18 protein-coding genes are annotated in these 17,505 nt (G+C 71.6%); 9 read left to right on the forward strand and 9 right to left on the reverse strand.

The features are described from left to right. The first annotated feature begins 260 nt into the window (after window positions 1–260). Window positions 261–614, forward strand: coding sequence for a cupin domain-containing protein (locus tag ACFWCK_RS18770; protein ID WP_233311984.1), 354 nt, complete (start codon window positions 261–263; stop codon window positions 612–614). A gap of 79 nt (window positions 615–693) precedes the next feature. Here ACFWCK_RS18770 and ACFWCK_RS18775 read toward each other — a convergent pair whose 3' ends face one another. Further along, on the reverse strand, window positions 694–2,070 hold the full coding sequence (locus ACFWCK_RS18775; protein WP_378807292.1) for a DEAD/DEAH box helicase: 1,377 nt from the start codon (window positions 2,068–2,070) through the stop codon (window positions 694–696). 195 nt (window positions 2,071–2,265) lie between these two features. Then, window positions 2,266–3,663 carry an MFS transporter gene (locus ACFWCK_RS18780; protein ID WP_378807293.1) on the reverse strand — a complete coding sequence of 466 codons (1,398 nt, stop codon included), beginning with the start codon at window positions 3,661–3,663 and terminating at the stop codon, window positions 2,266–2,268. Window positions 3,664–3,801: 138 nt separating this feature from the next. On the opposite strand from ACFWCK_RS18780, the gene ACFWCK_RS18785 reads away from it, so the two are divergent. After that, the gene (locus ACFWCK_RS18785; RefSeq protein ID WP_233311981.1) at window positions 3,802–4,371 is read left to right on the forward strand and encodes a TetR/AcrR family transcriptional regulator; all 570 of its coding nucleotides are present in this window, start codon (window positions 3,802–3,804) and stop codon (window positions 4,369–4,371) included. Between the two features lie 150 nt (window positions 4,372–4,521). Here ACFWCK_RS18785 and dapD read toward each other — a convergent pair whose 3' ends face one another. Continuing rightward, window positions 4,522–5,475 (reverse strand): 2,3,4,5-tetrahydropyridine-2,6-dicarboxylate N-succinyltransferase, encoded by a 954-nt coding sequence (gene dapD, locus ACFWCK_RS18790; RefSeq protein ID WP_378807294.1) that lies wholly within the window; start codon window positions 5,473–5,475, stop codon window positions 4,522–4,524. Window positions 5,476–5,540: 65 nt separating this feature from the next. Between dapD and dapE the strand changes: the two genes are divergently transcribed. From dapE to ACFWCK_RS18805, 3 genes are all read left to right on the forward strand, one after another. Continuing rightward, complete coding sequence (gene dapE, locus ACFWCK_RS18795) at window positions 5,541–6,614, forward strand: succinyl-diaminopimelate desuccinylase (protein WP_378807295.1); 1,074 nt, start codon at window positions 5,541–5,543, stop codon at window positions 6,612–6,614. After that, window positions 6,607–7,878 (forward strand): hypothetical protein, encoded by a 1,272-nt coding sequence (locus ACFWCK_RS18800; RefSeq protein WP_378807296.1) that lies wholly within the window; start codon window positions 6,607–6,609, stop codon window positions 7,876–7,878. The genes dapE and ACFWCK_RS18800 overlap by 8 nt, the downstream gene beginning before the upstream one ends. A gap of 101 nt (window positions 7,879–7,979) precedes the next feature. Beyond that, a complete protein-coding gene (locus ACFWCK_RS18805) occupies window positions 7,980–8,153 on the forward strand; it encodes a DUF3117 domain-containing protein (protein ID WP_082072398.1) in 174 nt (57 codons plus the stop codon). A gap of 67 nt (window positions 8,154–8,220) precedes the next feature. Here the strand turns inward: ACFWCK_RS18805 and ACFWCK_RS18810 are convergent, their stop codons facing one another. Beyond that, a complete protein-coding gene (locus ACFWCK_RS18810; protein ID WP_378807297.1) occupies window positions 8,221–8,853 on the reverse strand; it encodes an O-methyltransferase in 633 nt (210 codons plus the stop codon). A gap of 96 nt (window positions 8,854–8,949) precedes the next feature. On the opposite strand from ACFWCK_RS18810, the gene ACFWCK_RS18815 reads away from it, so the two are divergent. Further along, the gene (locus ACFWCK_RS18815; RefSeq protein WP_378807298.1) at window positions 8,950–9,411 is read left to right on the forward strand and encodes a Sec-independent protein translocase TatB; all 462 of its coding nucleotides are present in this window, start codon (window positions 8,950–8,952) and stop codon (window positions 9,409–9,411) included. Between the two features lie 3 nt (window positions 9,412–9,414). Here ACFWCK_RS18815 and ACFWCK_RS18820 read toward each other — a convergent pair whose 3' ends face one another. Genes ACFWCK_RS18820 through ACFWCK_RS18830 form a run of 3 tightly spaced genes read right to left on the reverse strand, consistent with a single transcriptional unit; the run spans window position 9,415 to window position 12,346 of the window. Then, window positions 9,415–10,542: an Mrp/NBP35 family ATP-binding protein gene (locus ACFWCK_RS18820; protein ID WP_378807299.1), complete on the reverse strand. Its 1,128-nt coding sequence runs from the start codon at window positions 10,540–10,542 to the stop codon at window positions 9,415–9,417. Continuing rightward, window positions 10,539–11,060 carry a DUF1003 domain-containing protein gene (locus ACFWCK_RS18825; protein WP_378807400.1) on the reverse strand — a complete coding sequence of 174 codons (522 nt, stop codon included), beginning with the start codon at window positions 11,058–11,060 and terminating at the stop codon, window positions 10,539–10,541. The genes ACFWCK_RS18820 and ACFWCK_RS18825 overlap by 4 nt, the downstream gene beginning before the upstream one ends. Next, window positions 11,060–12,346 (reverse strand): magnesium transporter, encoded by a 1,287-nt coding sequence (locus ACFWCK_RS18830; protein WP_378807300.1) that lies wholly within the window; start codon window positions 12,344–12,346, stop codon window positions 11,060–11,062. The genes ACFWCK_RS18825 and ACFWCK_RS18830 overlap by 1 nt, the downstream gene beginning before the upstream one ends. 88 nt (window positions 12,347–12,434) lie before the next feature. On the opposite strand from ACFWCK_RS18830, the gene ACFWCK_RS18835 reads away from it, so the two are divergent. From ACFWCK_RS18835 to ACFWCK_RS18845, 3 genes are read left to right on the forward strand one after another with little or no spacing between them, the layout of a single operon-like run. After that, window positions 12,435–13,199 carry a general stress protein gene (locus ACFWCK_RS18835; protein ID WP_378807301.1) on the forward strand — a complete coding sequence of 255 codons (765 nt, stop codon included), beginning with the start codon at window positions 12,435–12,437 and terminating at the stop codon, window positions 13,197–13,199. Next, entirely contained in the window at window positions 13,196–13,948 is a 753-nt protein-coding gene (locus ACFWCK_RS18840; RefSeq protein WP_378807302.1) for an alpha/beta family hydrolase, read from the forward strand. The genes ACFWCK_RS18835 and ACFWCK_RS18840 overlap by 4 nt, the downstream gene beginning before the upstream one ends. After that, window positions 13,945–15,123 carry a MalY/PatB family protein gene (locus tag ACFWCK_RS18845; protein WP_378807303.1) on the forward strand — a complete coding sequence of 393 codons (1,179 nt, stop codon included), beginning with the start codon at window positions 13,945–13,947 and terminating at the stop codon, window positions 15,121–15,123. The genes ACFWCK_RS18840 and ACFWCK_RS18845 overlap by 4 nt, the downstream gene beginning before the upstream one ends. A 32-nt stretch (window positions 15,124–15,155) precedes the next feature. Here the strand turns inward: ACFWCK_RS18845 and ACFWCK_RS18850 are convergent, their stop codons facing one another. Next, window positions 15,156–16,055 (reverse strand): phosphotransferase, encoded by a 900-nt coding sequence (locus tag ACFWCK_RS18850; protein WP_378807304.1) that lies wholly within the window; start codon window positions 16,053–16,055, stop codon window positions 15,156–15,158. Window positions 16,056–16,063: 8 nt separating this feature from the next. Next, a complete protein-coding gene (locus ACFWCK_RS18855; RefSeq protein ID WP_378807305.1) occupies window positions 16,064–17,494 on the reverse strand; it encodes an aminopeptidase P family protein in 1,431 nt (476 codons plus the stop codon). Between the last annotated feature and the right edge of the window lie 11 nt (window positions 17,495–17,505).

A 17,505-nucleotide genomic window follows, 5' to 3' on the forward strand; every position in this document is an offset into this window, starting at 1 on the left:
GGATCGTGCCCGTCTCCCTTGACGGTGCCCGGCGACGGGTGTAGGACTCTCATGACTGGGGGCGGTCGGGAACGGTCGGGATCGACCTGACGACGCCGCGAGACGGTTCAGGACCAGGGCGGTGCCGTGGTCCTGAACGCCGCACACGACGATGAGAGCCAGGCGGAACGGCTGCGCCTGGGCGCAACCGTCGCGGCGTCACGAGCGTCCCGGGTGAGCGCTGCCGACGTCGGTCGCCCGATCACCCGTGGGAGGTTCTCATGTCCGACAAGCACAACATCGAGACGCCGCACGAGCGACGACCTTTTCACGACCACGGCCACATGGACGTCGTCACGCTGGGTGACTTCACGCTGGGACGCGGGGTCTTCGAACCGGGCTGGCGCTGGTCGAACGACGTCAAGCCGATCGCCGGGACCGATTCATGCCAGACCCACCACACCGGGATCTGCCTCGAGGGACAGATGACCGTGCGGTTCGACGACGGCACCGAGCTCGACCTGGGGCCGGGCGACGTGGTCGACCTGAGTCCCGGCCACGATGCCTGGACCGTCGGCGACACCGCCTGCGTCTTCCTCGACACCGGCGTGAAGGGCTACGCGAAGCCCGCGTGATCGTCATCCGCACGGCAACGGCGACGGCCGCGAGACAGGAGGTCTCGCGGCCGTCGCCGTTGCGTGGTGGGTGCGGTCGTCAGCGCGCCGTGGGCGTGCCCTGGGGGCGCGAGGAACGACGACGGCGGCGCCGGGCCGGCGCGATCGCCTCGCCGACGGCGATCGGGCGGCGCTGGCCGTGGGCCTGTCCCTGGCCCTGGCCCTGGCGCGACGTGCCCTGTGCGGCCGGCTTCTTCTTGGGCGTCTGCCGCTGCGGCTGCGGCGCGGGAGCCACCGGCTTGACGTAGGCGGCGGTCTCGCCGATGAGCGCGGCCACAGCGGGCGAGGCGGGGGAGACCTGCTCGATCTCGACGCTGATCTTCGCCTTGCGCAGCAGGTCCTTCACGTCGCGGCGCTGCTCGGGCGTCAGCACGGTGACCACGGTGCCTGCGGCTCCCGCACGCGCGGTGCGGCCGGAGCGGTGCAGGTAGGCCTTGTGCTCGGCGGGCGGGTCGACGTGCACGACGAGGTCGACGTCGTCCACGTGCACACCGCGCGCGGCGACGTCGGTCGCGACGAGCACGCGGACTCCGCCGTCCGCCGGGTCGGCGGAGAAGGCGGCGAGGTTGCGCTCACGTGCACCCTGCGACAGGTTGCCGTGCAGATCCACGGCCGGGATGCCCGCGCTGGTGAGCGCCTTGGCCAGCTTCTTGGCCTGGTGCTTGGTGCGGGTGAACAGGATGCGTCGTCCGGTCCCGGAGGCGAGCGCGTTGACGAGCGTCTTCTTCGCGTCGGCATCGGCCACCTCGAACACGCGGTGCGTCATCTCGCCGACCGGCACGCTGGCCTCGTCGACCTCGTGCTTGACCGGGCGGGAGAGGAAGCGGCGGGCGAGCACGTCGATGCCGTTGTCGAGGGTCGCGCTGAACAGCAGGCGCTGGCCCTCCTTGGGCGTCGCGGTCATGATGCGCGTGACGCCGGGGAGGAAGCCGAGGTCGGCCATGTGGTCGGCCTCGTCCAGCACGGTGATCCGCACCTCGTCCAGGCGCACCAGGCCCTGCTTCATGAGGTCCTCGAGACGGCCGGGGCACGCCACGACGATGTCCACGCCGCGGCGCAGCGCCTCCTCCTGGGGGCGCTGGCTGACGCCGCCGAACACCGTGGTCACGCGCAGGCCGGCGGCCTTGGCCAGCGGGGCGATGGTCGCGGCGATCTGCGAGGCGAGCTCGCGGGTCGGCGCGAGGACGAGGCCGCGCGGGTGCTGCGGCCGGGCCTTGACGCCGGTGAGGCGCGCCACGAGCGGGAGCGCGAAGGCGAGGGTCTTGCCGCTGCCGGTGCGGCCACGGCCGAGCAGGTCGCGGCCGGAGAGGGAGTCGGGCAGGGTGCCCTGCTGGATGGGGAAGGCCTCGGTCTTGCCGTCGGCGGCGAGGACGGAGGCGAGCTCGGCGGGCACGCCGAGTTCGAGGAAGGAAGGCATGGATATCTCCTGGACCGGATCTCCGGTCGCATACGGGCGTCTGATCGACGCGAGAGGTCGCCGCTCGAGAACCGGATCGCGAGGGGGAGCAGGGCTCCACTTCCAGGGATCGAATCCAGGGGATCCGGGATGGCGACGAGATGCCGGAAGATCCGACATCCCGTCCATCCTATCGTGAATCGCCCGATCGTCGGTTCAGGCCTCGACGAGCTCGGGGAGCGCGGTCGCCGACGTCGTGACGCGGGGGCGAGTGCGCACCGCCCAGACGATCGCGCCGGCGAGGATCGTGACGACGGCGACGAGCCCCCATGCGGTGGCGAAGCCGGATCCGGTCCCGTGCGGAGCCGAGCCGAACACGATCGCGCCGGTCGCCGCCGAGCCGATCGCGGATCCGATCGTGCGGAGGTTCGCGTTCACGCCTGTCGCGACGCCGGTGACCGAGGCGGGCACGCTCTGGACGACGATGCCGGCCGACGCCGCGTAGGCCAGCCCGCAGCCGATGCCGAAGCCGGCGCCGGCGAGGGCGAGCTGCCACGGCGACGAATGCGCGAGCGCGGCGCTCGCGCCGGACGCGCCCATGAGCAGTGCGCCGATGACGAGCAGGGTGCGCAGCGAGAGGATCCGGTTCAGCGCGCCGGTGGCGAAGCCGACCCCGCTCATGCCGATGAGCATCGGGACGAGCATGAGTCCGGCGTCGCGCACGGTGAGACCGGAACCGCCGGCGGAGGCCGACAGCTCGAGGAACTGCGGCAGGTAGCCCCAGAAGGCGAAGACGCCGGCCCCGATCAGGAGCGAAGCGGCGTTCACCGGCCAGATCGCGGGGGAGGCCAGCAGCCGCAGATCCACGAGCGGCTCGGCGGAGCGCAGCTCCGAGACGATCCAGGCGGCGAAGGCGAGCACGGCGAGCCCGAACAGCGCGAGGACGGCCGGCGAGGTCCAGCCCCAGCGGGAGCCGGTGCTGAGCGGCACGAGCAGCGCGACGAGCCAGGTCGAGAGCAGCACGGAAGAGCGCGTGTTCACCCGCCCGCGGGCGCGGGCGCCGCTGTCGCGCACGGCGGCGAGCGTGAGGAAGGCGCCGAGCGCCGCGACCAGGAACGGCACGGCGAAGGTGCCGCGCCAGCCGACCAAGTCTGCGAGCGGACCGGCGAGCACGGTACCCGCCGCACCGCCGATGCCGATGACGGCGCTCACCACGCCGATGGCACCGGTCACGCGCTCGCGTGGCACGGCGTCGCGCAGCAGTCCGTAGGCGAGGGGGAACAGCGCCCCGCCGACGCCCTGCAGCACACGGGCGACGATGAGCACCTCGAGAGTCGGGGCGATCGCGGCGAGGACGTCGCCGGCCGCCGTGACGCCCATGGTGATCAGGAACGTGGTGCGCCGGCCACGAAGGTCGCCGATGCGGCCGAGGGTGGGCGTGGCGACGGCGGCGGCGATGAGCCACGCGGTCATGGTCCAGCTGGCCGCATCCGCGGTGACGCCGAACTCGGCCTGGATGAGCGGGACGAGGGGGATGACGAGGTTCTGCAGAAGAGCGATGGAGGAGACCGCGACGGCGATCGCGACCAGGATCGAGGTGGATGAGCGGGACATGAGTTCCCTTCCGGAGCCTGGAGAAGAGGGGTAAAGTGGAGGGAGACCTCCGAACGGAGGATGCCTCCGGATTGAGATTACCGGAGGGTCCCTCCGTTTTGCAAGGGGTCGACCGAGACTTTCTGGAAGGACGGCACGATGGGTGGCCAGAACCGTGCGACGACGACGCTGGAGGAGCGGCGGCCGCGCCGCGCCGATGCCGCTCGCAACTTCGACGCCCTCGTCGCCGCCGGCCGCGAGGCCTTCGCGGAAGACGGCTCCGGCGCCTCGCTGGAGGACATCGCTCGTCGGGCCGGGGTCGGCATCGGCACGCTGTATCGCAACTTCCCGACCAGGGACGACCTGATCGAGACGCTCTACCTCCGCGAGGTCGCCGCGCTCGCCGACGCGGCGGACGAGGTGGCCGATCTGGCGCCGTGGCCGGCGCTCGAGGCCTGGCTGGGGCGGTTCATCGAGTACGTCGGCACCAAGCACGTGCTCCTGGACGGGCTGAACCGGGAGTCGTCGGTGTTCGCGGAGTGCCGCGGCGTGATGCTGGGTGCGGGGGAGCCACTGCTCGCCCGCGCGCAGGAGGACGGCGCCGTCAAGGCGGATCTTGCGATCGCCGACGTGGTCAAGCTCGTCGCCGGAGTGAGCGCGGTGGCCTACGACGACGAGGAGCAGCGCCGTCGCGTGCTCGGCCTCGCGATCGGATCGCTGCGCTCCTGAGCTCTGCCCGAGGGGCGGATCTCCGAGCCGTTCGCTCGGAGAAGTGCACTCATCTCGGACGGATTCGCGAGATCGCTCCGAAGATCGCGTACATCTCGGTGCGCGGCGCACAGGCCGCGTACGGCCGGGGGGCGCACGGCCCCTGCGCTTCTAGGCGTGCAGGGCCTCGTTCAGCGTCACGCCCACGCCGGCGCGGCGCACGGCTTCGACGGCCCCGGAGAGGGAGTTGCGGCGGAAAAGGATCCCGTTCTCGCCGCTCAGATCCGCGCCCTTGACGACGGGTCGTCCGCCGTCGGCCAGCGGGGCGCCGTCGGCGAGCACGATCTTCGTGCCGGCCGTGACGTAGAGCCCCGCCTCGACGATGCAGTCGTCACCGAGGGAGATGCCGATGCCGGCGTTCGCGCCGAGCAGGGTGCGCGCGCCGATCGAGACCCGGTGGGTGCCGCCGCCGGACAGCGTGCCCATGATCGAGGAGCCTCCGCCGATGTCGGATCCGTCGCCGACGACCACACCCTGGGAGATCCGGCCCTCGACCATCGAGGCGCCGAGCGTGCCCGCATTGAAGTTCACGAAGCCCTCGTGCATGACCGTGGTGCCGGGCGCCAGGTGGGCGCCCAGGCGCACCCGCGACGCGTCCGCGATCCGCACGCCCTCCGGAAGCACGTAGTCGGTGAGCCGCGGGAACTTGTCCACGCCCGAGATCTGGATCCCGGAACGCTGCAGCAGCGGACGCAGTCGTGCGGCGTCGGCGGGGAGCATCGGGCCGGCGCTGGTCCAGGCGACGTTCGGGAGGTGCCCGAAGATGCCGTCGAGGTTCAGCTCGTTGGGGCGCACCAGCAGGTGCGAGAGGGCGTGCAGGCGCAGGTAGGCGTCGGCGGTGGAGGCGGGAGCCGCATCCAGGTCGATCGAGAGCTGCACCATCTCGACGGTGACGTTGCGGCGCTCGTCCGCACCGGCGAGGGCCTCGAGGGTCATGGCGGACGCGGCGAGCTCTGCCGCGGACGGCTCGGCCGCGCCGACCTCGGCGAACCAGGCATCCAGGACGGTGCCGTCGCCGGCGATGGTGGTCAGGCCGGAACCGTGGATCATGCGCGCGTCGCTCATGCCTCCACGCTACCGAACGCCCGCCCCCAGCTTCCCCTTCATGACGCGGCGCTAGGGTGGGGACCATGCCGCTCGATCTCACCGCCTCCGCGGCGGACATCACCCGCGCGATCTGCGACATCCCCAGCGTCTCGGGGGAGGAGAAGCCCCTGGCAGACCTGATCGAGGAGGCCGTGCGCGCGCTCGGCCATCTCGAGGTGCTGCGCGAGGGCAACACGATCGTCGCCCGCACGAACCTGGGTCGCGCGCAGCGCGTGGCGATCGCCGGGCACATCGACACGGTCCCGATCAATGCGAACGTGCCGACGCGCGACGTGGTCATCGACGGCGAGGCGCTGATCTGGGGACGCGGCACAGTAGACATGAAGGCCGGGGTCGCCGTGCAGCTCAAGCTCGCCGCCGAGCTCACCGAGCCCGTGGTCGACATCACGTGGATGTGGTACGACAACGAGGAGGTGGAGGCCGCGCGCAACGGCCTCAAGCTCCTCGCCGATCGCCGCCCGGATCTGTTCCAGGCCGACTTCGCGATCCTCGGCGAGCCCTCCAACGGCGAGGTCGAGGGCGGCTGCAACGGCACCCTGCGCGCCGTCGTCCGCACGACCGGCGTGCGGGCGCATTCGGCACGCGCATGGATCGGCGAGAACGCGATCCACCGTGCCGCACCGATCCTCGCGCGTCTCGCCGAGTACCGTCCGCGCGAGATCGCGGTCGACGCTCTGGTGTACCGCGAGGGGCTGAACGCGGTGCGGATCAGCGGCGGCATCGCCGGCAACGTGATCCCCGATGCCTGCGAGGTCGAGGTGAACTACCGATTCGCCCCGAGCAAGTCCGCGGCCGATGCGGAGGCGCACGTGCGCAACGTGTTCGCCGGGTTCGCGGTCGAGATCACGGACGTCGCCGAGGGTGCGCGCCCCGGCCTCGACGCCCCGATCGCACAGGAGTTCCTCGCCGCCGTCGGCGCGACCCCGCAGCCGAAGTACGGGTGGACCGACGTGGCGCGCTTCTCCGCGCTCGGCATCCCCGCCGTCAACTACGGACCGGGGGATCCGCATCTCGCCCATCACGACGAGGAGCGGGTGCCGCTCGCGCAGATCACGGCCACCGAACGGGGCCTGCGTTCCTGGCTCAGCGGTGTCTGAGCTCGCTGCAGCGGCGGTGCGCCGCGCGCGCCCTGCGGCGACCGGGCCGCGCTGGGCAGCCCGGAGCTACTCCCGCACCCCCGCGTGGGCCGGGATCCTCGCGATCTACCTCGGAGCGCGCCTGATCACCACGGGCCTGCTGCTGTGGGCGACCGGTCTCTCCGGCGCTCCGGGTTCACGGTTCGGGCACGGGGCGTCGATCGCCTCATTCGTGACCGGTTGGGATGCGCAGTGGTACTGGTACATCGTCGTGTACGGCTATCCGACCACGCTCCCGCTCGGGGCGGACGGGCACATCACCCAGAACTCCTGGGCCTTCCTGCCGGTGTACCCCTGGGTCTCACAGGTCTTCGCGCTTCCGTTCGGCGATGGCGGCTGGGGAGTGGGAGCGGCTCTCGTGTCCCTGGTCGCGGGATATCTCTGCTGCCTCGTGCTGTTCCGGATGATGCGCGGTCGGATCGGCCGGATGGCGGCCGTGTGGACCGTCGTCTTCTTCGCCTCCGGGCCTCTCGGAGCCCTGTTCCAGGTGGGCTATGCCGAGGTCCTGAACATGCTGTTCCTGCTGCTCGCGCTCGACGGCCTGATCCGCCGCCGCTACGTGCGGCTGTACCCGCTGATCGTGCTGATGGGATTCACTCGCCCCGGCGTGCTGGCGTTCGCGCTGATGCTCGGCCTCATGCTCGTGGTGCGCTGGATCCGACGGAAGTCGGACCCGCTGTCCGGACGCGAGATCGCGCACTACCTCGGACTCGGCGCGCTGGGCGTCGTGGTGGGTTTCGCCTGGCAGGTGATCGCGGGTATCGCGACGGGCGTGCCGAATGCCTACCTGGAGACCGAGCTGAGCTGGCGCGGGTTCTGGATGCCGCAGGACGGGCACACCGTGTTCTCGCCGTTCGAGGGCTGGCTGAGCGCGATGCCCTACTGGGCGCAGTTGCTGGGCCTGCCCGGATGGCTCGGGCTCGTTGCGCTGGCGCTGCTCGTGCTGCTGTTCGCCGCGGCGCTGATCTTCGGCCCCGGGGTGCGGCGACTCGGTCCGGAGATCCGGCTGTTCGCGGCGAGCTACGCACTGTATCTGCTCGCCGTGTTCTTCCCGCAGTCCAGCACGCTGCGGCTCCTGTTCCCGCTCGCACCGCTCTGGGGCGCGGTCGGCTGGCGCCGCTCCTGGTGGCTGCGCATCGCGGTGCTGCTGGCGTGCATCGGCCTGCAGGCGCTGTGGATCGCGAACGTGTACGGCCTCGCGAACACCTTCTGGCGCGTGCCCTGAGCCGGCGCGCGCACCACCCGGCCCGGCCGCGCCGCGGTAAGCGGTGTCCCAGCACCCACTAATATGGGAGCTGTAGACCACCGAGGAAAGGGAGCACCGCGATGGCAGCGATGAAGCCGAGGACTGGCGACGGACCTATGGAGGCCGTGAAGGAGGGCCGGCTGATCATCGTGCGCGTGCCGCTCGAGGGCGGCGGGCGTCTGGTCGTCTCCGTCAACGACGCCGAGGCGAAGGAGCTTCACGACGTGCTCAGCAGCGTCGTGGCAGCCGCCTGACCGCACGATTGCACAGAATCCAGATCTTCTCAGATCTTCGAAAGGCCCGCTTCCCGCGGGCCTTTCGTCATTCTGCGATGCCGGTCAGCTGCAGCAGCCCCTCGCCGACGGTGCTCAGCGCGGCGAGCACGGCCGGGGACTGCTGGGTCTCCTGGATGAGCGAGCGATACGCGACGGTGACGTCGTCGCGCTGCACCGGATCCGCGACCCTTCCGCCGGCCAGCACGCGCGGAACGAGCACGGTCCCGCCGGCACGGACGAGCCGCAGGCCGTGCTCGACGTACTCGATCACGTTCTCGGGATCCGCGTCCACCAGGACGATGTCGTAGGCGGCTTCGTTCATCCGGGGCAGCACATCGGCGGCCCTGCCGGCGATGAAGCGCGCGCGGGTCGGGGCGATCCGTGCCTCCTGGAAGGCGCTCCGCGCGGCGGCGAGGTGCTCCGGCTCGTTGTCGATCGAGGTGAGCACGGCCTTCGGGGCACCGCGCAGCAGCCACAGCCCGGAGACGCCGGCGCCGGTGCCGATCTCGACGATCGAGCGTGCGCCGGTGGCCGCGGCGAGCACGGCGATCTGCGCGCCGACGGCGGCGCTGATCGGCTGCGCACCGAGTTCGACCGCGTGTGCGCGCGCCCTGACGATCTCATCCGGCTCGACGATTGCTTCGCGCACGTACCGTGCGTTGGCGTCCTGCTCGCTCACTTCGACTCCCTGGCGGTCGCTCAATGCTCCGCATGTTCCCCCAGCGTAGGCGTCCCCCGTGTCTCCGGGGGGCAGGCGCGGCGGTACCCTTGTGACATGTTCTTCGGCATCACCTTCGAGAAGCTGATCGTGATCGGCGTGATCGCAGCCCTTCTCGTCGGCCCTGAGCGGCTCCCGCGCTACGCGGAGTCGTTCGCGCGCCTGGTCAAGAGGGCCGGCGACTACCTGCGCGGCGCGAAAGACCGCATGCGCGAGGAGGTCGGGCCGGAGATCGACGAGCTGGACTGGCGCAAGCTGGATCCCCGGCAGTACGACCCGCGTCGCATCATCCGCGACGCGCTGATGGACGACACCCCGGCGCCCCCGCGTCCAGCCGCCCCGGTCGCCGAGGCCGAGCCGGTCGCGGCCCCTGCGGTCGCAGGTTCGGCGGCCGCTCTGCTGGCCACGGCGACCGCGATGAACGCCGCGTCCGCCGGGGGCGAGTCCGCTCCCGTGTCTAAGGCGCCGAAGGTGTTCTCCGCCGAGGAGCTCCCGCCCTACGACAGCGAAGCGACCTGACGTCTAACCCAGGCTGACCGGCAGCCGGCGCCCGGAGAGGCCGCGCCCACCCTGATCGACCGCATCGGCGATCGCCAGGATGGCGCGCGCCGCGGGATCCTGCGGATCCGCCAGCACCACGGGAACTCCCGCGTCCCCGCCCGTGCGCAATGCGGGGCTCAGCGGCACCGAGCCCAGCAGCGGAACTGGGTCCGCGTCCCGCGACAGCACGTCCGCGACGGCCTGCCCGCCACCGGATCCGAATAGATCGAGCATGGTGCCGTCGGGCAGCGTCAGCGCGGCCATGTTCTCCACGACCCCGATCACGCGTTGCCCGGTCTGCCGGGCCACGAGCCCGCTGCGGATCGCCACGTCGGACGCGGCTTCCTGCGGCGTGGTCACGACCAGCACTTCGGCATGGGGGAGCAGCTGGCCGAGCGTGATCGCGATGTCGCCGGTGCCGGGCGGCATGTCGATGAGCAGCACGTCGAGATCGCCGAAGAACACGTCGGTGAGGAACTGCTGCACGGTGCGATGCAGCATGGGCCCGCGCCACGCGACGACGGACTCACCCTCCCGCAGGAACATGCCGATCGAGATCGCCTTCACGTCGTGGGCGACCGGGGGCAGCATGAGGTCGTCGATCCGGGTGGGTTGCGTGCCGGGGGCGATCCCGAGCAGGCCGGGGATCGAGAAGCCGTGCACGTCGGCGTCGATGAGCCCGACCCTGCGACCGCGCGCCGCCAGAGCGACCGCGAGGTTGGCGGTGAGCGAGGACTTGCCGACCCCGCCCTTGCCGCTCGTGACGGCGATCACGCGTGTGAGCGAATCCGGGCCGAACGGCATCTGCCGGGGCGCCCTGCCGTCGCGCAGACGCTCGGTGAGGGCGCGGCGCTCCTCCGGCGTCATGACGCCCACAGCGACCTCGACCGCGTCGATCCCGGGCACGGCGGCCGCGGCGGCGCGCACGTCGGCCTCGATCCGGTTCGCAGCGGGACAGCCCACGATGGTCAGCGCGATGCCGACATGCGCGACCGCGCCGGCGACCGTGATGTCGCGGAGCATGTCGAGATCGGCCAGCGGGCGGCGCAGTTCGGGGTCGGTGACGGCGCCGACCGCGCGGCGGACCGCGTCGGCGAGTTCGCCGGTCACGGAGTCGGCTCCGCCGGATCCTCGTCACGGAGTTCCGAGAGCATCGCCCGGAGCTCGGCGCGCAGGACCTCGCGGGTGACGCCCTGCGCGGAGCGCTCCTCGAGCGCCATGCGCAACGCGACGATCTCCCGCGCCAGGTACTCGGTGTCGGCGAGGTTGCGCTCGGCGCGCTGCCGGTCCTGCTCGATCTGCACGCGGTCGCGGTCGTCCTGGCGGTTCTGCGCGAGCAGGATCAGCGGGGCGGCGTAGGAGGCCTGCAGCGAGAGGATCAGCGTGAGGAGCGTGAAGTTCGTCGCGGCGGGATCGAACTGCCATTCCCGGGGCATGGCGATGTTCCACCACAGCCAGACGATGACGAACACCGACATCCCGATGAGGAAGCCCGAGGTGCCCATCGCCCGCGCGAACGCCTCGGAGAACCGCCCGAACGTGTCGCTCGACGGTGTCGATGTGCCGCGTCCGAGCATGCTGGAGCGGCCGCGGGGCAGGTCAAGCCCGCGACGGCCCGACTTCGCCATCATCCGGCCGCTCCCTGGGTCGACGCGGACGACGCGGATCCGGGGCGGTCATCCGCGTCGTGCGAACGCCAGTCGTCGGGCAGCAGGTAGTCGAGCACGTCGTCGACGCTGATCGCGCCGACCAGGCGGTGCGCCTGGTCCACGACGGGCAGCGACACGAGGTCGTAGCTGGCCAGCATGCGCGCCACCTCGGCCGCCGACGCGGTCGCGGGGACGGGTTCCAGGGTGTCGTCGACGATGGCGCCGAGCCGTTCGTGCGGGGGATAGCGCAGCATCCGCTGGAAGTGCACGACGCCGAGCAGACGTCCGGTGGGCGTCTCGAACGGCGGCAGCGTGATGAAGACCGCAGCGGCCAGGGCAGGATGCAGCTCGTGCCGGCGGATGAGCGCCAGCGCCTCGGCCACGGTGGCGTCGGCGGAGAGGATGATCGGCTCGGGGGTCATCAGACCTCCCGCGGTGTCGGGGCTGTAGCGCAGCAGCATGCGCACGTCCTCCGCCTCCTCCGGCTCCATCAGCTCGAGCAGGTGCTCCAGACGGCCCTGGGGGAGCTGCGCGAGCAGGTCGGCCGCGTCGTCCGGCTCCATCTGGTCGAGGATGTCGGCGGCGCGCTCGTCGCCGAGGCGATCCAGGATGTCCATCTGATCGTCCTCGGGCATCTCCTCGAGGGCGTCGGCGAGCCGCTCGTCCGGCAGCTCCTCGGCGACCTCGATGCGACGCTGCTGGGGCAGGTCGAGCAGGGTGTTCGCGAGGTCGGCGGGGTGCATCTCGGAATAGGTGGCGACCAGCTGCTCGGCGGACTGCGCCTCGCCCGGGCGGTTGTGCTCGTGCACCTGGTTCCAGGTCGCGAACGTGGTGGGGCCCTTCGCGAACGGCGAGGCGCTGGTCTTCGGCTTGCGCAGGAACAGCTGGCTCACGGACCACTCGCCGAGCCGGTTCGGCTCGATCGCGACGTCTTCGATGACCGCGGTGCCCGAGGCGTCGGAGAAGTCGACGCGCCGGCCGATGAGCTCGGCCATGATGCGCACCTCGCCATTGCGCGGCTTGAAGCGGCGCACGTTCATCAGCCCGGACGTGATGACCTGTCCGGTGCTGATGGATCCAACCCGTCCGATCGAGAGGAACACCTGCCGGCGGCCGGGGATCTCGCACACCAGGCCGATCACACGCGGTGCCGCGCTACTTCGGTACACGACGACGACATCACGGACTTTCCCGATCCGGTCGCCGGCGGGGTCGAACACGGCGCACCCGGCCAGGCGTGCGACGAATACCCGCTGTGTGCTCATGGTTCCAGCGTAGTGTCCTGCGCCCCCGGATCCGGGGCGGGTGACGGCATCCGGCGGCCCTGTCGCGGGCGCATGGAACAATGGACCGATGAGCATGATGAACGCTTCAGGCCCCGCGGGCGAGATCGGCGAGACGGTCGCCTCCGTCTCGGAGTACGAGGCGGCGCAGAAGCTCGTCTCGCAGCTGATCGCGGGGGAGATCCCGGCGAGGGCGATCGCCATCGTCGGCGTCGGCGTGCAGACCGTGGAGCGCGTGACCGGCCGGCTCGGCTACGCCAACGCGGCGCGCTCCGGCGCGGTCAACGGCGTGCTCATCGGCCTCTTCCTCTCGGCGATCTTCGTGCTGGGCAATCCCGCCGTGCCGATGCAGGCGTTCGTGGGGATCCTGTTCGTCGGCGTCGCGATCGGCATGATCCTGAGCCTCATCACGTACTCGATCGTGCGTCGTCGCCGCGACTACGCCAGCGTGATGCAGCTCAAGGCCGATCACTACGAGGTGACCGTGCTGTCCGACTCGGTCGGCAAGGCGCGGCAGGTGCTCGGTCGTGCCGTGAGCCCGATCCCGCAGCCCGCTCCTGCCGCCGGAACGACCGCAGCAGCGCCCCCGCAGTACGGCGAGCGGGTCGAGGAGCCGCCGCGCTACGGCGAGCGCATCGCGCCGCCGCGCCCGCCGATGCCGCCGGCGCCGCCGGTCGCGTCGGCGCAGCCCGCCGTGCCCGCGGCGACGGACGATGCCCCTGCACCGGATACGGCCCCGGCCGCGCCCGCGGAGAACCACCCTCTGGAGACGCCGCCCTCGGCGGAAGCCCCCGCCGAGGGCGAGAACCCGGCGGGAGACGGCGCCTCGCGATGACGGGAACGGTCGAGGAGCGGTTCCGGATCGCGGTTCCGCTGCCCGCCGGGCCGATCGAGGTGTCGGCCGCGTTCGGCCCCGCCGCTGAGGATCGCGCCGGTGCCGATGCGCCGATCGTGGCGATCGCGCACGGCGCGGGTGCGGGCATGGATCATCCGTTCCTCCTCGGCTTCGCCGCAGGTCTGCGCGCCGTGGGACTGCATACGCTGCGGTTCAACTTCCCCTACGTCGAGGCGGGCCGGCGCATGCCCGGGCCGGCGGCGCACGCGATGCTCGCTTGGCACGCCGTGGCGGCTGCGGCGCGCGAACGCGGCTCCGGATCCGTCATCGCCTGCGGCAAGTCGTACGGCGGACGGATGGCATCGATGGCCGCCGCTGAGCAGGGCGGTCTTGCCGTGACGGGGCTGGTCTATCTGGGCTACCCGCTGCATCAGCCGGGCAAGCCGGAGAAGCCGCGGATCGAGCACCTGCCCGCGGTGCCGCAGCCGCAGTTGTTCGTCGAGGGCACGAACGACCCGTTCGTGCAGCCGCTGTCGCAGCTCGAGGAGGCGGTCGCCGCCTGCCAGGAGGCGCGGATCGTCTGGATCGACGGCGGCGGGCACTCGTTCGAGGTGAAGGGGCGCAAGCGCCCGGCCGCCGAGGTCGGGGCCGATCTCGCGCCCCTCGTCGCGGAGTTCGCACGGTCGGGGGCCGGCACGGACGCGTCGACGACCGGCGCATCCGGCAGGACCGCAGAGGGAGACGCATGAGCACGGCGCAGGAATGGGACGCGATCGGGATCGACCGGCTGCGTGAGATCGGCAGCCTCAAGTGGTCAGTGTTCCCCGAGGCGATCGGCGCCTTCGTCGCCGAGATGGACTTCCCTCCGGCGCCGGCGATCGCCGCCGCCATGAAGGACGCGATCGACGACGGCCTGACCGGATACCTGCCGGCGGCCGTGCGGACGCGTATGACCGAGGCGACCGCGCGCTGGCAGAAGGAGCGCTACGGCTGGGACGTGCCGGCGGATCGGATCCGCGCCGTGCCCGACGTTCTCACCGCCCTGCGTGCGACGATCGACTTCTTCACCGAGCCCGGCTCGAAGATCGTGCTGCCCACGCCCGCGTACATGCCGTTCCTGACGATCCCCGCGATGCACGATCGCGAGATCATCGAGGTGCCGATGCTGGTCGATTCAGGTCGCCACGTCTACGACCTGGATGGCATCGACCGGGCGTTCGCGGACGGCGGCGGCCTGCTGATCCTGTGCAACCCGTACAACCCCCTGGGGCGGGTGTTCGAGCGGGCAGAGCTCGAGGCTGTCGCGGAGGTCGTCGCACGGCACGGCGCGCGCGTGTTCTCAGACGAGATCCACGCGCCGCTCGTCTTCGCCCCGCATCGGCATGTGCCCTATGCGAGCATCAGCGCGGTGACGGCGGGGCACACGATCACCGCGGCCAGCGCCTCGAAGGCGTTCAATCTGCCGGGCCTCAAGGCGGCGCAGGTGATCCTGACGAACGACGCGGATGCCGAGACGTGGGCACGACCCGAGGTCGCCTGGGCGGAGCACGGCACGGCGAATCTCGGCGTCATCGCGACCACGGCCGCCTTCGACGACAGCCGGGACTGGCTCGACGACACGCTCGACTACCTCGACGGCAACCGACGCCTCCTGGGCGAGCTGCTCGCCGAGCACATCCCTGGCATGGGCTACCGGGCGCCGGAGGGCACCTACATCGCCTGGCTCGACGCACGAGCACTCGGCATCGAGGGCTCGCCCGCCGCATTCTTCCGGGAGCACGCGGGGGTCGCGATGACCGACGGCATCGCCTGCGGCGCCGCAGGGGAGGGCTATCTGCGGTTCATCCTCGCCACGCCCCGCCCGGTCATCGAGCAGGCTGTGCGCCAGATGGCCGCTGCGCTCCGCGAGCACGACGCAGGCTGAGGGCCGCGACCGCTCCGCCGGCGAACGGGGCCTCAGCCCAGATCCGGATCGGCGAGCAGCCGTCGCATGGTGCGCAGGCCGAGGGCGGCCATGACGGGATTGGTGCGCTCGTAGTACCAGCCGAGGCCCATCGCCTGCTGCAGTGCCCACGCGGCGCCACGGCGCCACTCGTCGTCATCGCAGCCCAGCGCGGCCCGGAGCCGGCGCCGGTCGTCGAGTCCGAGCAGGTGCCACGCGACCACGAGATCGAGCGACGGATCCGCGGCTCCGAAGGACCCGCCGTCCAGCACGCCGGCGAGCCGATGATCGTCCGAGACCAGCAGGTTCGGCGGGATCAGATCCTTGTGCGACATGACCTCGGTGCTGGGATGCGGGATCCGCGACAGGCGCTCCCAGAGCGCACACGCGGCCGGAACATCCAGCAGGTGCCCGCTCCTCGCGAAGCACTCCGCCATCCACTCCTCGTGGGCGTGCAGCTCGCCGCCGCGGCCCCGGCCGTCGAACGTCCGCCCCCGTAGGGGTGTGAGACGCAGGGCCCCGATCAGCCGCGCCAGATCGTCGGCGAGCAGCGGGAGTGCACCAGGATCCTCCTCCGACAGCGTCTCGGTGGCGGTACGACCGGGGATCCAGGTCTGGACCGACCACGCGGAGGGGTAGTCCTCATCCCGGTCGACGACGCCGTCCACGACGGGCGCGGGGAACGGCGAGCACGTCGCGAACTCGTCGAGGGCGCGCGCCTCCGCGGAGACGTCGTCGAGGGGCGCCGACTGCAGCGGGAACCGGGCGACATGCGCGTCGCCGATCCGGAACAGCGCGTTCACCGTGCCGGGCGTCGACAGCGCGTGGACGGGCATCTCCGCGAGTGCGGGAAAGGCCGCCGCGATCCTCTCGGTCGCGGCGGCCTCGTTCAACCGGAGCTGATCCGGATGCATGTCCTCGGTCAGGACGCGGTTCCCTGCACACGGGCGATCCACGCCTCGACCTCGACGGAGGTGCGCGGGATGGCGGCCGACAGGTTCAGGGGGCCGTCGGCGGTGATGAGGATGTCGTCCTCGATGCGCACGCCGATGCCGCGGTACTCCTCGGGAACCGTCAGATCGTCGATCTGGAAGTACAGACCGGGCTCGATCGTGAACACCATGCCCGGCTCGATGAGGCCGTCGTAGTACATCTCGCGGCGCGCCTGGGCGCAGTCGTGCACGTCGATGCCGAGGTGGTGACTCGTGCCGTGCACCATGTAGCGGCGGTGCTGGCCGCCCTTGTCGGCGTCGAGCGCCTCCTCGGCGGAGACGGGCAGCAGACCCCACTCGGCGGTGCGGCGGGCGATCACGTCCATCGCGGCCGCGTGCACCTCGCGGAACGGCACGCCGACCTTCGCGGCGGCGAACGCGGCGTCCGCGGCCTCGACGACGGTGTCGTAGATGCGGCGCTGGACGTCGCTGAACGTGCCGTTCACCGGCAGCGTCCGCGTGATGTCGGCGGTGTAGAGGCTGTCGGCCTCGGCCCCGGCGTCGATGAGGATCAGGTCGCCCGGCAGCACCGCGCCGTCGTTCCGGGTCCAGTGCAGGTAGCAGGCGTGCGGCCCGGACGCGGCGATCGTGTCGTAGCCCTCCCAGCTGCCGTCGCTGCGGGCGCGCTGGTGGAACACGCCCTCGACGATGCGCTCGCCGCGCGGGTGCGCGATCGCGCGGGGGAGCTCGCGGATGATGTCGTCGAAGCCGTTGGCGGTGATCTCCACGGCACGACGCATCTCGGCGACCTCGTAGGCGTCCTTGACGAGGCGCAGCTCGGACACGAACTGCGTGAGCTCGTCGTCGTCGTCGACCACGAGATCGTGGTCGCCCGCCGCGAAGTCGTCGAGATGCGCGGTGGCCACGCCCAGGTCGGCGGCGACGCCGGCGAGTGCGGGACGCGGCCCGATCCAGAACTCGCCGATCGTGGCGTCGGAGTAGAACTCGCTCGTGGTGCGGTCGGCGCGCTCGCGGAAGTACAGGGTGACGTCGTGGCCGTCCGCGGTCGGCTCGAAGACCAGCAGCGAGTCGGGCTCGGAGTCGGCGGCCCATCCCGTGAGGTGCGCGAACGCCGAGTGCGCGCGGAACGGGTAGTCGGTGTCGTTGCTGCGCTGCTTGAGGGATCCGGCCGGGATCACCAGGCGCTTGCCGGGGAAGGCCGCGGAGACGGCGGCGCGGCGGGCGGCCGCGTACGGCGCCTGCGCGCGCGGAGCGGGAAGCGACTCGGGGCGCTCGGCCCAGCCCGTCGAGATGGTGTCCAGGAAGCCCTGCGGGAAGGGCTGGCGGCGGTTGGTCGTCGTCGAGGTGGTCGCGGTGGCGGCGTCGCCCTGCTGCTCGATCGTGTCGTGCTCGGAGGTCATGGATCCATCCT

It is taken from the genome of Microbacterium sp. NPDC060117 (assembly GCF_042729315.1).
Lineage (GTDB): Bacteria > Actinomycetota > Actinomycetes > Actinomycetales > Microbacteriaceae > Microbacterium.

Excerpts from the sequence above, each read along its gene's own strand:
- ACFWCK_RS18830 (WP_378807300.1), bottom strand. The coding sequence starts at position 12,346 with ATGAGCACACAGCGGGTATTCGTCGCACGCCTGGCCGGGTGCGCCGTG.
- ACFWCK_RS18825 (WP_378807400.1), bottom strand. The coding sequence starts at position 11,060 with ATGGCGAAGTCGGGCCGTCGCGGGCTTGACCTGCCCCGCGGCCGCTCC.
- ACFWCK_RS18815 (WP_378807298.1), top strand. The coding sequence starts at position 8,950 with ATGTTCTTCGGCATCACCTTCGAGAAGCTGATCGTGATCGGCGTGATC.
- ACFWCK_RS18855 (WP_378807305.1), bottom strand. The coding sequence starts at position 17,494 with ATGACCTCCGAGCACGACACGATCGAGCAGCAGGGCGACGCCGCCACC.
- dapD (WP_378807294.1), bottom strand. The coding sequence starts at position 5,475 with ATGAGCGACGCGCGCATGATCCACGGTTCCGGCCTGACCACCATCGCC.
- ACFWCK_RS18835 (WP_378807301.1), top strand. The coding sequence starts at position 12,435 with ATGAGCATGATGAACGCTTCAGGCCCCGCGGGCGAGATCGGCGAGACG.
- ACFWCK_RS18845 (WP_378807303.1), top strand. The coding sequence starts at position 13,945 with ATGAGCACGGCGCAGGAATGGGACGCGATCGGGATCGACCGGCTGCGT.
- ACFWCK_RS18840 (WP_378807302.1), top strand. The coding sequence starts at position 13,196 with ATGACGGGAACGGTCGAGGAGCGGTTCCGGATCGCGGTTCCGCTGCCC.
- ACFWCK_RS18850 (WP_378807304.1), bottom strand. The coding sequence starts at position 16,055 with ATGCATCCGGATCAGCTCCGGTTGAACGAGGCCGCCGCGACCGAGAGG.
- ACFWCK_RS18770 (WP_233311984.1), top strand. The coding sequence starts at position 261 with ATGTCCGACAAGCACAACATCGAGACGCCGCACGAGCGACGACCTTTT.
- ACFWCK_RS18780 (WP_378807293.1), bottom strand. The coding sequence starts at position 3,663 with ATGTCCCGCTCATCCACCTCGATCCTGGTCGCGATCGCCGTCGCGGTC.
- ACFWCK_RS18805 (WP_082072398.1), top strand. The coding sequence starts at position 7,980 with ATGGCAGCGATGAAGCCGAGGACTGGCGACGGACCTATGGAGGCCGTG.
- dapE (WP_378807295.1), top strand. The coding sequence starts at position 5,541 with ATGCCGCTCGATCTCACCGCCTCCGCGGCGGACATCACCCGCGCGATC.
- ACFWCK_RS18775 (WP_378807292.1), bottom strand. The coding sequence starts at position 2,070 with ATGCCTTCCTTCCTCGAACTCGGCGTGCCCGCCGAGCTCGCCTCCGTC.
- ACFWCK_RS18785 (WP_233311981.1), top strand. The coding sequence starts at position 3,802 with ATGGGTGGCCAGAACCGTGCGACGACGACGCTGGAGGAGCGGCGGCCG.